This window comes from Pseudomonas sp. 1121_17, assembly GCF_052850745.1.
The window spans coordinates 323,356-335,940 of sequence record NZ_VXCX01000004.1; the positions used below are offsets into that span (position 1 = coordinate 323,356).

At 62.3% G+C, this 12,585-nt stretch carries 12 protein-coding genes; all 12 read right to left on the minus strand.

The window, feature by feature from the left end; translation table 11 throughout:
- Positions 1 to 246: 246 nt before the first annotated feature.
- On the minus strand, positions 247 to 1,254 hold the full coding sequence (astE, locus tag FW789_RS11635; RefSeq protein WP_186698579.1) for a succinylglutamate desuccinylase: 1,008 nt from the start codon (positions 1,252 to 1,254) through the stop codon (positions 247 to 249).
- A 10-nt stretch (positions 1,255 to 1,264) separates the two neighbouring features.
- Positions 1,265 to 1,561: a topoisomerase II gene (locus FW789_RS11640; RefSeq protein WP_101317724.1), complete on the minus strand. Its 297-nt coding sequence runs from the start codon at positions 1,559 to 1,561 to the stop codon at positions 1,265 to 1,267.
- Between the two features lie 15 nt (positions 1,562 to 1,576).
- Positions 1,577 to 2,926, minus strand: a complete 1,350-nt coding sequence (astB, locus tag FW789_RS11645) for an N-succinylarginine dihydrolase (protein ID WP_103436607.1) — start codon at positions 2,924 to 2,926, stop codon at positions 1,577 to 1,579.
- A 23-nt stretch (positions 2,927 to 2,949) separates the two neighbouring features.
- A complete protein-coding gene (gene astD, locus FW789_RS11650; RefSeq protein WP_186698575.1) occupies positions 2,950 to 4,416 on the minus strand; it encodes a succinylglutamate-semialdehyde dehydrogenase in 1,467 nt (488 codons plus the stop codon).
- On the minus strand, positions 4,413 to 5,441 hold the full coding sequence (astA, locus tag FW789_RS11655) for an arginine N-succinyltransferase (RefSeq protein WP_103436605.1): 1,029 nt from the start codon (positions 5,439 to 5,441) through the stop codon (positions 4,413 to 4,415). Before astA ends, astD begins: the two co-directional genes overlap by 4 nt.
- A gap of 78 nt (positions 5,442 to 5,519) precedes the next feature.
- Complete coding sequence (gene aruF / locus FW789_RS11660) at positions 5,520 to 6,539, minus strand: arginine/ornithine succinyltransferase subunit alpha (protein WP_446431475.1); 1,020 nt, start codon at positions 6,537 to 6,539, stop codon at positions 5,520 to 5,522.
- Positions 6,540 to 6,678: 139 nt separating this feature from the next.
- On the minus strand, positions 6,679 to 7,887 hold the full coding sequence (locus tag FW789_RS11665) for an aspartate aminotransferase family protein (protein ID WP_103436603.1): 1,209 nt from the start codon (positions 7,885 to 7,887) through the stop codon (positions 6,679 to 6,681).
- A gap of 261 nt (positions 7,888 to 8,148) precedes the next feature.
- Positions 8,149 to 9,129, minus strand: a complete 981-nt coding sequence (gene argR / locus FW789_RS11670) for a transcriptional regulator ArgR (RefSeq protein WP_446431476.1) — start codon at positions 9,127 to 9,129, stop codon at positions 8,149 to 8,151.
- A gap of 99 nt (positions 9,130 to 9,228) precedes the next feature.
- Entirely contained in the window at positions 9,229 to 9,993 is a 765-nt protein-coding gene (locus FW789_RS11675; RefSeq protein WP_101317710.1) for an ABC transporter ATP-binding protein, read from the minus strand.
- 22 nt (positions 9,994 to 10,015) lie between these two features.
- Complete coding sequence (locus tag FW789_RS11680) at positions 10,016 to 10,714, minus strand: ABC transporter permease (protein ID WP_207072620.1); 699 nt, start codon at positions 10,712 to 10,714, stop codon at positions 10,016 to 10,018.
- Entirely contained in the window at positions 10,711 to 11,400 is a 690-nt protein-coding gene (locus tag FW789_RS11685) for an ABC transporter permease (protein ID WP_101317706.1), read from the minus strand. The genes FW789_RS11680 and FW789_RS11685 overlap by 4 nt, the downstream gene beginning before the upstream one ends.
- Positions 11,401 to 11,491: 91 nt before the next feature.
- On the minus strand, positions 11,492 to 12,277 hold the full coding sequence (locus FW789_RS11690) for an ABC transporter substrate-binding protein (RefSeq protein ID WP_101317704.1): 786 nt from the start codon (positions 12,275 to 12,277) through the stop codon (positions 11,492 to 11,494).
- Positions 12,278 to 12,585: the final 308 nt, after the last annotated feature.

The following is a 12,585-nucleotide window of genomic DNA, read 5'->3' on the forward strand; positions in this document are numbered from 1 at the left end:
AACACGTCGAAACGACGGCAAAGGGCCGCATTATATCGGTCCTGCAAGCTGGATGCAGTGTGTTTATGCGCCCTGAAAGGTCGTTTGCGGGCAATTTCAGGTCAGCACGGCTAAAAACTTGAAGGGGATGCTAAGGCGAGGGTTTGGCCGCTGGCAAGCCAATTACCGCTGGGGTAGGGAAAAACAGCCAGGATGCGCCGCTCGAGGCTGGCCACGCAGCGCGCAGCCAGCGCCAAATGGTACGGATCAGCTCAGGCGCTGGCCTGAATCGGGCACGATCAGAATGCCCGCTCGCAGGCCGTTGCGCACCTTGGGGTTGGGGAAGATGATGCGCGCGCCCTCCTCCTCGACGATCCAGCGGGTTTCAGCCAGATCTTCGGCCAGCAGGTAACCCTTGCTCAGCTCGGAGAAATTTTCGATGTCATCCGGCAGGTGCAGGTGGAAGTGGTCGCTGTGCTTGATGATTTCGCGGGCCACGCTGAACAATTGCAAGCCGTCGAAACTGTCGTCCACCGCCGGCTCCTTGCCTTCGATGATCTGCACCAGGCGCTTGTGCAAACGGTCAAGGTTGACCTCTTCGTTCTGCCCGAACGGGCGTGCCTTGCCCAGTTCCAGGGTAAACGCCTCGGCTTCGAGCTGTTCGTAGGTGAAGGCACTGAAGGTGATCGAGGTCTTGCTCTGCAGCAACACCGCCTGCATCCCGGCCTGGCTCAGGCGCGCCAACTCGCGGCGCGAATGCTGGCGGCCGTCCTTGTACGGATACAGGGCAAACTGCTCGATCTTCGAGCCGCGGATCGCGGTGTGCAGGTCGTAGTGCAGGCGATTGCGCCCGGCCACGCTGAAGAACGTGCGGGCGTACTGCTCCAGCTCGGCAGCACGCAGCGCTTCGAAACCGCTCGACGATTCGTGCCGACCGTTGAACAAGCGGTTCAGGTCCTGCTCAAGGTAACGCTGGCCTGCACGCATCGCCATTGGGCTGCCAAACAGGAACAGGATCCGCGCCTGCGGCACGATCTCGCCCCTGGCGATGTCCTGCAGCAATTGATCGAGCAACTCGATCGGCGCGGTCTCGTTACCGTGAATACCCGCCGACAGCAGCAGATGCAAGGTGCCGTCGTCCACCTTCGGCGGCGTCACTTCCAGCGCGCCCTCCCCCAGCCAACGCAGGCGCAGGCCTGCTGATGTCGATTGAGTCTTCTCGCCCGGCTCACGGCCGCCAAGCGTCAGGTCAAGCAGTTTGCCGAGGGCGAGCATAGGCACATCCTTAGTGGTGGTGACCGCAATCCGGGCCGTGCACGTGGCCATCCTCATCGTCGTCGCCCAGCTCAGCCGGCTCCATCTCCAGCTGCAGGCTGACCAGGTTGGTGGCCATTGGGCGCAGCAGCAGGTTGGCGAACTCGGCATCGCCTTCAGCGACGTCCACACCGATCAGCAGCTGGCCGCGGCCGTCCTGCTGAATCCAGACTTCCTTGCCCTGCCAGAGCACGGCAAAGCGCGTGCAGGAGGTTTCCAGTTGGGTGCCATCATCGTCTTCCAGGATCAGGCGCAGGGCGTCAGACATTACGTAATTCTCTCTTCAAGGTTGGCGTTGGAACGGATAGACCGAACCCAGCTTGAGTAGTTGGGTCAGGTCATCCAGGGCCGTACGGCATTCGGTGAGCAGTTGCGGGTCGGCTAGGTCGCTGTCGCTCATGCGATCGCGATAGTGCCGATCGACCCACTGGATCAGGCTGTCGTACAGCGGCGCCGACATGATAACCCCTGGATTGACCGCCGCCAGCTCGGATTCTTTCAAGGCCACGCGCAGACGCAGGCACGCCGGGCCGCCGCCGTTCTGCATGCTCTGCTTGAGATCGAACACCTTGACCTCCTTGACCGGGCCACCCCGGCTGGTCAACTGGCTCAGGTAGTCCCAGACGCGCGGGTTGTTGCGGCACTCTTCCGGCACCACCAGCAGCATCGAGCCGTCCTCGCGTGACAGCAGTTGGCTGTTGAACAGGTAGGAACGCACCGCGTCCTCCACTGCCACCGCCGCCCGTGGCACGCAGATGCCCTGGAACTTGCCACCCTTGCCGGCCAGTTTAGCCTGCAGCTGGGCAAGCACCGCATCGGTCTCGAGGAAGGCATCCTCGTGGTAGAACAGCACTTCGCCGTTACCTACCGAAATCACATCGTTATGGAACACGCCCTGATCGATCACCGCTGGATTCTGTTGAGCGTAGACCACCCCATCAGCACTGAGGCCGTGCAAGCGAGCGACGGCCTGCGAAGCTTCCAGGGTCTGGCGTGCCGGGTACTTCTGCGGCGCCGGGTAGCGGCTGTCGAAGGCACTGCGGCCGTAGACAAAAAACTCTACGCCGGGCTCGCCATAGCTGCGACAGAAGCGCGTGTGGTTGGCCGCGCCTTCGTCACCAAACTGGGCCACCGCCGGCAGCGCCTGGTGATGGGCGAATACCTGCTCATCGGCGAACATCGCCGCCAGCACGCGGCTGGTGGTTGGATGCTCGATGCTGCGGTGATACTTGCAGTTGAGGTTGGCGGCAGTGAAATGCACGCGGCCATCGGCAGTGTCGGCGCTCGGGCTGACCGTGGCCGCGTTGGCCACCCACATGCTCGAGGCCGAGCAGCTGGCGACCAGCAAGGGCATGGCCTCCTGGGCGGCGCGACGGATCACCTCGGCGTCACTGCCGCTGAAGCCGAGCCGGCGCAGGGCAGCAACGTCCGGGCGCTCCTGCGGGGCGAGTACGCCCTGCTTGAAGCCCATGTCGCTCAGCGCCTTCATCTTGGCCAGGCCCTGACGCGCCGCTTCGCGCGGGTTGGAGCACTGCTGGCTGTTGCTCTGCGAGGCCACGTTGCCGTACGACAGGCCGCCGTAGTTGTGGGTCGGCCCTACCAGGCCATCAAAATTCACTTCATAGGATTTCATCGGCAAGGCTCCGAGACCATTTGTTATAGGGTGACGCCCGGCGTCAAAGTCGCCGGCAAGGCGAGGCTGGCGGTCTCCAGCGATGCCACGGGGTAAGCGCAGTAGTCGGCCGCGTAGTAAGCGCTGGCGCGGTGGTTGCCGCTGGCGCCGACGCCACCGAATGGCGCACTGCTGGCGGCCCCGGTGAGCTGTTTGTTCCAGTTGACGATACCGGCGCGGCTACGCAGCCAGAAGTGCTGGTAGCGCGCATGCGAGTCAGACAACAAACCGGCGGCCAGGCCGTATTGGGTGGCGTTGGCCTGGTCGATCGCGCTGTCGAAGTCGGCGTAGCGAATGACCTGCAGCAATGGCCCGAAGAACTCTTCATCAGGGCGCTCTGCAACGCCTGTGACATCGAGGATGCCAGGGGTCAGCAGCGCTGCACCTGCTTGCGGCTGGGTCATCGCCAACAGCGCCAGCGCACCCTTGCCGATCAGCGCTTGTTGAGCATCAAGCAGGGCCTGGGCCGCCGCCAGGGAAATCACCGAGCCCATGAACGGCGCGGGTTGCTGGTCATAGGCGCCAACCGTGATGCTGTGGCAGACCTCGACCAGCCGCGCCAGCAGGCTGTCACCCCAGACGCCCTCCGGCACCAGCAAGCGACGCGCGCAGGTGCAGCGTTGGCCGGCAGAAATGAACGCCGACTGAATGATGGTATAGACGGCCGCGTCGAGGTCCTTGACCTGATCGACCACCAACGGATTGTTGCCACCCATTTCCAGCGCCAGAATCTTCTCCGGGCGCCCGGCAAATTGCTGGTGCAACAGGTTGCCGGTGCGGCTGGAGCCGGTGAAGAACAAACCGTCGATACCAGCATCGGCAGCCAGCGCCACGCCAGTCTCGCGGGCGCCCTGAACCAGATTGAGCACACCCGCAGGCAAACCCGCCGCGATCCAGCATTTGACCGTCAGCTCGGCCACTTTCGGGGTCAGCTCACTGGGCTTGAACACCACGCAGTTACCGGCCAGCAGCGCCGGCACAATATGCCCGTTGGGCAAATGGCCAGGGAAGTTATACGGGCCAAACACCGCCACCACGCCATGGGGCTTGTGCCGCAGCACGGCAGTCGCATCGCCAAGCGGGCCGCTTTTTTCACCGGTGCGTTCACGATAGCTCTGCACCGAGATCGCCACCTTGTTGACCATGCTGGTGACTTCGGTTGCCGACTCCCACAACGGTTTACCGGTTTCTTCACCGATGCAGCGGGCCAGTTCGTCAGCATTGGCCTTGAGCTGCTCGGCGAAGGCTTCCAGCACCGCGATGCGTGCCTCCAGGCTGAGCAGCGCCCAGGCCGGGAACGCGTCGCGGGCCGCGCTTACTGCGGCGGCAACCTGGCCAGCAGCAGCGCCCTGCCCCGCCCAGACGAGCGCCTGAGTGACCGGATTCAGCGACTGCAGCGCCTCTCCCTGGCCAGCCTGCCATTGCCCTGCGATGTAATGGGTCGTCATCACTGCGCCTCCCGATTGGCGGACAAGGTGACTGCGCGCACGTGGTCACCCACGCCCAGGCGCAGGCGTTTCGCCGTCAGCGCGTCGACCACCAGCGTGCCGGCCGCCAGCCGCGCTGGCGCTGCGGTGATGCGGCAGTCTTCGCGTTTGCGGTTGTGGATCAGGTACGGCGTGGCGTCATCGCCTGGAGTGCCTACTGCCAGCACCAGATTCTGGCTTTCGCGCACGGCACGGATCTTCGCCGTGTCGCATTCGATTGCCGGGCCTGCATCGAAGATGTCGACGTAGCCCTGGTAGTTGAAACCTTCGCGCTCGAGCATGGCCAGCGCCGGCTCGGTGTCGGTGTGTACCCGGCCGACCACACTGCGCGCAGCCTCGGAAAGGAAGCACGTGTACAGCGGGAACTTGGGCATCAATTCGGCGATGAAGGCCTTGTTGCCCACGCCGGTCAGGTAGTCAGCCTGGCTGAACTCCATCTTGAAGAAGTGCCGGCCCAGCGACTCCCAGAACGGCGAGCGGCCTGCGGCGTCGGAGATCCCGCGCATCTCGGCGATGACCTTCTTGCCGAACAGCTCAGGGAACTCGGCGATGAACAGCATGCGCGCCTTCGACAACAGGCGGCCGTTGAGGCCGTTGCGGTGATCACTGCGCAGGAACAACGAACACAGCTCGGAGTTGCCGGTGAGGTCGTTGGCCAGGAACAGGGTCGGGATCTCGCGGTAGATATTCAGCTCCTGCGAAGCGCTGACGGTCAGGCCGACCCGGTAGTTGTACCAGGGCTCACGCAGGCCGACGGCACCGGCGATGGCACTGATGCCGACCACCAGGCCTTCGTCGTTTTCAAGCACGAACAGGTAATCGGTGTCGGCCCGCCCGGCTTCACCGGTGAAGCTCTTTTCAGCCCAGCGCACGCGCTGAGCCAGCCGCTCTTCGTTGGCCGGCAGGGTAGTCAGGCCAGTGGTACCGGCGCTGCGCGCCATTTCGATGAGCGCGGGTAAATCGCTGCTGCGTACAGGACGAACGATCATGCTATCTCCTTGAGCGGCGGTCTGTGCCGGCCGCAAGACGGGTGCGGGTCGCGAGCGCTGGCGCTAGGGCCAGGCCGGTCAAACAGCGACCAGCCGCACGCTGGCACCTTCACCGACGCCCAGGGCATCGGCCGCTTCACTACTCAGGCTGAGCGGCTTGCCCGGCACCCAGTCCAGCTCCAGCAACACGGCGCGGTAGTCCTGCAACTGGCCATTGCAGACCAGGTACGAGCGGCCACCCTTGACTGTGGCCTCGTCGAGCTTGACCGGGACTACTCGGCTCTGGCTGATCGAGCGGATCCCCGAGGCACGTGCGTGCAGGGTCGGGCCACCGTCGAAGATGTCGATGTAATGCTCGGTCTCGAAGCCTTCACGCATGAGGATGTCGAAGGTGATCTGCGCCCGCGGATGCACCTGCCCCATCGCCTCCTGAGCGTTGTCCGGCAGCAGCGGTACATAGATCGGATAATGCGGCATCAGCTCGGCGAGGAAGGTCCGGCTCTTCAGCCCGCACAGGCGCTCGGCGTCGGAATAGTTCAGGTCGAAGAAGTTACGCCCGATCGAATCCCAGAACGGCGACTCACCCTGCTCGTCGCTGTAGCCGACGATCTCGGTAACCACCGAGTCGGCAAAGCGCTCCGGGTGGGCGGCCATGAACAGCAGGCGGCCGCGCGAATTGAGCTCGGCAAAGCCGCTGGCCACCAGCTCCGGCAGCACGTAGAAACTGGTCAGCAGGCTGTTGCCGGTGAGGTCGTGGCACAGCGACAGGACGTGGATCTTGTTGTGAATCTTCAGCTCGCGCGAAGCATGCACAAAGGTCTCGTTACGAAAGCTGTAGAACGGCTCCGAGTAGCCCGCCGAGGCGACGATGGCCGAGCAGCCGGCCAGCTTGCCGGTGCTGGTGTCTTCGAGCACGAAGAAGTAGCTCTCTTCGCCATTGAAGCTGACCTCGGCGGCAAATGAGGTTTCCGACGCGGCAATCTTGTCGCCCAGACGCGCAGCGTCATCAGGCAGCGAAGTGACACCAACCGGGCTGTCCGCAGCCATGCGCTGCACTTCATTCAGGTCAGCCATTTGCGCGGGGCGCATTACCAGCATGGTGTCACTCCTTTCGGGAATACGGGCCGCACAGCGTGGTGCGGCAAAACGGCGGGTGCCCGTCTGAGACAAGGCACCCGCGCTGGAATTCTGCTGTCGCCGCTGGCACTGCTGACAGCGGCGACAGAATCGCTGTATGTCAGCCTTGCAGCAGCTTGGCTACCGCGCGTTCGAAGCGGTCCAGGCCTTCGTCGATATCGGCATCCTCGATGACCAGGCTTGGTGCAAAACGCACTACATCCGGGCCAGCCTGCAACACCATAAGGCCTTCTTTCTCGGCGGCGTTGAGCACGTCCTTGGCCTTGCCTTTCCAGACATCGGTCAACACGCAGCCGATCAGCAGGCCGACACCGCGGACGAGGCTGAACAGCTCGATCTTCTCCAGGCGTGCCTTGAAGCGCTCGTGCTTGGCAGTGACAGCGGCCAGGGTCTGCGGGGTGTTGATCACATCCAGTACTGCACAGGCCACGGCGCAGCCCAGCGGGTTGCCGCCGTAGGTAGTGCCATGAGTACCGGCGACCAGATGCTTGGCAATGTCGTCGGTGGTCAGCATGGCGCCGATCGGGAAGCCGCCGCCCAGGCTCTTGGCGCTGGAGAGGATGTCCGGGATCACGCCGTAATGCTGGTAGGCATACAGGTGGCCGGTACGGCCAACCCCGGTCTGCACTTCGTCGAAGATCAGCAGCGCGTTGTGCTCGTCACACAGCTTGCGCGCACCTTCCAGGTAAGCCAGGTCAGCCGGCACTACGCCGCTCTCGCCCTGGATCGGCTCGATCACCACCGCGCAGGTCTTGTCGGAGATCTGTGCCTTGAGCGCTTCAAGGTCGTTGTACGGCACATGGCTGATGCCGGTGATCTTCGGGCCGAAGCCGTCGGAGTACTTCGGCTGGCCACCGACGCTGACGGTAAACAGAGTGCGACCGTGGAAGCTGTTCACGGTGGAGATGATTTCATGCTTGTCCGGGCCGAAGCGATCATGGGCAACCCGACGGGCCAGCTTGAACGCAGCCTCGTTGGCCTCGGCGCCGGAGTTGCAGAAAAACGCCTTGTCGGCAAAGGTCGCGTCGACCAGCTTGTGCGCCAGACGCAACGCCGGCTCGTTGGTGAACACGTTGGATACGTGCCAGAGGGTATTGGCCTGCTCGGTCAGTGCCTTGACCAGCGCCGGATGGCAATGACCCAGGGCGTTTACCGCGATGCCGCCGGCAAAGTCGATCAGTTCGCGACCCGCCTGGTCCCAGACTCGAGAGCCCTCGCCTCGCACCGGAATGAACGCCGCCGGGGCGTAGTTGGGAACCATGACCTGGTCGAAATCGGCACGTTGCACCGGGGCTTGCTCAACGGACATCTGAGTCTCCTGAAGAGAAACGCTGGCCTGGGATTGGCGAGCGATGGGGGGATTGTAAGGACTGATCAGCGCCTGTCCTTGCGGCCAAGCGACAACTTGTTACAGCGCCAAACCGTGTTTCACAGAGGTTTTCGGCAATGCGACAAACACTGTCGCAATCGCGCAGTGTAAAGGAGCGAGGAACTGTCGGGGAGAGGTGGCGGGTAATTGAGAGAACAGTTGTTCACATGACTGCTAGGGCCGTGCAAAGGCCCCAATATGCTACTTGTCGACCGAAGGCGCCGAACTAAGCTCGAACGGGCTGTTATTGCGCCGCTGGTTACGGTCTTCACGCGGCGTCGCGCCGAAGAAGTTGCGGTAGGCGCTGGAAAAATGCGGCCCCGACGAGAACCCGCACGACAGCCCGATCTGGATGATCGACTTGCTGGTCTGCATCAACATCTGCCGCGCCTTGTTCAAGCGCAGCTCAAGATAATACTGGCTCGGCACGCGATTGAGGTACTGCTTGAAGATCCGCTCCAGCTGGCGCCGCGAGACGCACACATGCTGGGCGATCTCATCGGTGGTGAGCGGCTCTTCGATGTTGGCTTCCATCAACAGCACAGCCTGGGTCAGCTTGGGGTGGCTCGAGCCAAGGCGGTTCTGCAGCGGGATACGCTGCCTCTCGCCGCCCTCGCGAATGCGCTCGACCACCAGCTCCTCGGATACCGCACCGGCAAGCTCGGCGCCATGGTCACGGGCCAGCACGGCCAGCAACAGGTCGACTACGGCCATGCCGCCACAGGCCGTCAGGCGATCACGGTCCCAGTCGAACAGATGGCTGGTGGCAATCACCTTGGGGAAGCGTTCGGCAAAATCATCCTGCCAGCGCCAGTGCACCGCGGCGCGATAGCCATCGAGCAGGCCGAGCTGCGCCAGCGGGTATACACCTGCCGACAGCCCGGCAATCACGCAACCGCTGCGAGCCAGCTGCTTGAGCCCGGACGACAGCGCGGCCGTGACCGCCTGCGGCGGCTCGTCAGCCAGCACGAAGAGCTTCTGGAAACCTTCGAGCCGACCATTCCAGGCCTCGCCCGGCAACTGCCAGCCCTGCCGCTCGCCAGGTTCAGCCTGGAGAAACGCCAGATCGTAGATAACTTCCGGATGTACCCGCTGAGCAACCAGCAGTGCTTCTTCGGCCAGGGCCAAGGTCAGCGGCCGGGTGTTGGGCCAGATGAGAAAGCCGATACGCTGGGTGGTCATAGGGCGTGATCCGAAACCTGAGAAGAGGTGGCGTCAGTTGCGCCGGGGATGGCTGCGCTCGCTGCGCAGCATGCCCTATTCTGGTGCAAAGGTGCAGCGTTACTTCAAGCTGCCCGAGAGAAACTGCTGGAGCCGTTCCGACTGCGGATTGACCAACACCTCACGCGGATTGCCACGCTCCTCGACGATGCCTTTATGCAGGAACACCAGCTGATTGGAGACCTCGCGGGCAAAGCCCATTTCGTGGGTCACCACGACCATGGTGCGGCCCTCCTGGGCCAACGACTGCATGACCTTGAGCACATCACCGACCAGCTCCGGGTCGAGTGCCGAGGTCGGTTCGTCGAACAGCATCACCTCCGGCTCCATGGCCAGCGCACGGGCAATCGCCACACGTTGCTGCTCACCACCGGACATATGCCCAGGGTAGGCGTCCTTGCGGTGCGAGACGCCGACCTTCGCCAGGTAATGCTCGGCTTTCTCCAGGGCTTCTTTCTTGTTCATGCCGAGCACATGCACCGGCGCTTCGATGATGTTCTCGAGCGCGGTCATGTGCGCCCACAGATTGAAATGCTGAAACACCATCGACAGGCGCGAACGCATCCGCTGCAACTGGCGCGGATCGGCCGCCTTGAGCGCGCCTTCCTTGCCGGCAACCAGCTTGAGTTCTTCGTTGTTGAGCAGAATCTTGCCCGCATGCGGTTGCTCGAGCAGGTTGATGCAACGCAGGAAGGTCGACTTGCCCGAACCGCTGGAGCCGATGATGCTGATCACATCGCCGGCCTTGGCCGCCAGGGACACGCCCTTGAGCACTTCATGGCTGCCATAGCGCTTGTGCAGGTCTTGGACTTCGAGTTTGTACATGCTGTCGGTTCTCACAGAGCGGTCAGTGCTTGCGCGGCGCCAGGTAGCCCAGCCAGCGGCGTTCGGCCATCTTGAACAGGCGCACCAGAATGAAGGTCAGGCACAGGTAGAACACACCCGCGGTGATGTAGGCCTCGAAAGGCAGGTAGTACTGGGCATTGACGGTACGCGCCGCGCCGGTGATGTCGATCAGGGTCACGATCGAGGCCAGGCTGGTGGTCTGCAGCATCATGATCACTTCGTTGCTGTACTGCGGCAGCGCGCGGCGCATGGCCGACGGCAGCAGGATACGGCGGTACATCTTGTAGCGCGACATGCCCATCGCCTTGGCAGCTTCGATCTCGCCATGGGGCGTGGCCTTGAGGCTGCCGGCGATGATTTCAGCGGTGTAGGCGCTGGTATTGACGGCAAACGCCAGGCACGCGCAGAAAGTCGCGCTAGACAGCCACGGCCAGAAGATACTCTCGCGCACTGTCTCGAACTGAGCCAGGCCGTAGTAGATCAAGAACAGCTGCACCAGCATTGGCGTGCCACGAATGACATAGGTGTAGAGCCAGGCCGGCACATTCACCAGCGGCTGCTTGGACACCCGCATCAGCCCCAGCGGTACCGCTGCCAGCAAACCGAACAGCAGCGAGAACGCCAGCAATTTCAGGGTCGTCAGCAAGCCGCCCAGGTACAGCGGCATGGCTTCCCAGATGACGTTGTAGTCAAAGATCATAGTTCTGCCGCCTTGACGCCTACCGAGTAGCGCCGTTCAAGGTATTTCAACGCCAGCAGCGAAACACTGGTGAGCACCAGGTACAGCGCAGCCACCGCCAGGAAGAAAGTGAAGGGTTCGCGGGTGGCATCAGCCGCCTGCTTGGCCTTGAACATCATGTCTTGCAGACCGACCACCGAGATCAACGCGGTCGCCTTGGTCAATACCAGCCAGTTGTTGGTGAAGCCCGGAATGGCCAGGCGGATCATTTGCGGCACCATCACCCGGAAGAACACCTGGCGGCTGCTCATGCCGTACGCCACACCGGCTTCGGCCTGCCCTTTGGGGATACCCAGGAACGCGCCGCGGAAGGTTTCCGACAGGTACGCGCCAAAGATGAACCCCAGCGTACCGATACCGGCAGCCAGCGGGTTGAGGTCGATGTAGTCGTCATAGCCCAGCAGCGGCGCCAACCGATTGAGCAAGTCCTGGCCGCCGTAGAAAATCAGCAGGATCAACACCAGATCCGGGATGCCGCGGATGACCGTGGCATACATATCGCCGAGCCAGGCCAGCCAGCGCACCGGCGACAGGCGCAGCGCCACGCCGATCAGACCGAGCACGATGGCCAGGGCCATCGACGACAGGGCGAGCTGTAGCGTCAGCCACGCCCCATCGAGGATGACTGCCCCGTAGCCTTTCAACATGATTGGGATTCCTCAGACCTAGGGAATGAAAAATGGTGCAAACCTCAGAGCCTCTGCTGTTTGCACCATTGCACAGTTGCGGTCCGACGTCTTACTTGGCCTCAGGCCCGTAGATGTCGAAATTGAAGTACTTGTCCTGGATCTTCTTGTACTCGCCGTTGGCGCGAATCGCAGCAATGGCAGCGTTGATCCGATCAAGGTTGGCCTTGTCACCCTTGCGCACGGCGATACCGATGCCGTCGCCGAAGTACTTGGCGTCGGTGAAGGCCGGACCTACAAAGGCAAAGCCCTTGCCGGCGTCGGTCTTGAGGAAGCCGTCTTCGAGCAGAGTGGCGTCGGCGACAGTGCCATCGAGACGACCGGCAGCGACATCCAGGTAGATTTCGTTCTGGGTACCGTAAGGCACGACAGTTGCGCCTTGCGGGGCCAGTACTTCATTGGCGAAGCGGTTGTGGATCGAGCCGCGCTGCACGCCGATCTTCTTGCCCTTGAGCTCTGCCAGCGAGTCGCTGACGGTGGTGCCGTCTTTCATCACCAGACGTGCCGGGGTCAGATAGTAGCGATTGGTGAAGTCGACCGACTTCTTGCGATCGTCGGTGATCGACATAGACGACAGGATCGCGTCGATCTTGCGCACCTTGAGTGCCGGGATCAGGCCGTCGAACTCTTGCTCGACCCAGGTGCACTTGACCTTCATCTCGGTGCACAGGGCATTGCCGATGTCGTAGTCAAAGCCGGCAATGCTGCCGTCAGGCTGCTTGAAGGCAAATGGAGGGTAAGCGGCCTCGATACCGATTTTCAGCGGTTTTTCATCGGCGTGCGATACCAGGGAAAACACGGACAGCGCCAGGGCGCCAAGCAGTGCAAGCTTCTTCATCAGGTAACTCCATCGGTACGGGGCAATACAAGGCAGGGGTAACAGCTGCCCGAATGCGAATGGGTACAACGCAAGCCGCGAGAGGTATCGACTAGGGCCGCAGACCACGAGCGAGTGAGTGGCATTCTAACGACAGCCCGTTAGTCGATATTTCTTCAAAGCGACAACTAGTTATAGAAGCGCATGAAACAGTATCGGGCGACATTGACAGCCCTTACGATTTATGCAAGAGCAAAAAGGGAAACAACCTGTTAACTAAGCAATAAGTGCGCCTATTATTGGCAAAGCCTTGTAATACGGCAAGTGTA

Coding starts and splice junctions, on each gene's coding strand:
- astE (WP_186698579.1), bottom strand. CDS start 1,254: ATGCTCGCCCTCGGCAAACTGCTTGACCTGACGCTTGGCGGCCGTGAG.
- FW789_RS11640 (WP_101317724.1), bottom strand. CDS start 1,561: ATGTCTGACGCCCTGCGCCTGATCCTGGAAGACGATGATGGCACCCAA.
- astB (WP_103436607.1), bottom strand. CDS start 2,926: ATGAAATCCTATGAAGTGAATTTTGATGGCCTGGTAGGGCCGACCCAC.
- astA (WP_103436605.1), bottom strand. CDS start 5,441: ATGATCGTTCGTCCTGTACGCAGCAGCGATTTACCCGCGCTCATCGAA.
- aruF (WP_446431475.1), bottom strand. CDS start 6,539: ATGCTGGTAATGCGCCCCGCGCAAATGGCTGACCTGAATGAAGTGCAG.
- FW789_RS11665 (WP_103436603.1), bottom strand. CDS start 7,887: ATGTCCGTTGAGCAAGCCCCGGTGCAACGTGCCGATTTCGACCAGGTC.
- argR (WP_446431476.1), bottom strand. CDS start 9,129: ATGACCACCCAGCGTATCGGCTTTCTCATCTGGCCCAACACCCGGCCG.
- FW789_RS11675 (WP_101317710.1), bottom strand. CDS start 9,993: ATGTACAAACTCGAAGTCCAAGACCTGCACAAGCGCTATGGCAGCCAT.
- FW789_RS11680 (WP_207072620.1), bottom strand. CDS start 10,714: ATGATCTTTGACTACAACGTCATCTGGGAAGCCATGCCGCTGTACCTG.
- FW789_RS11685 (WP_101317706.1), bottom strand. CDS start 11,400: ATGTTGAAAGGCTACGGGGCAGTCATCCTCGATGGGGCGTGGCTGACG.
- FW789_RS11690 (WP_101317704.1), bottom strand. CDS start 12,277: ATGAAGAAGCTTGCACTGCTTGGCGCCCTGGCGCTGTCCGTGTTTTCC.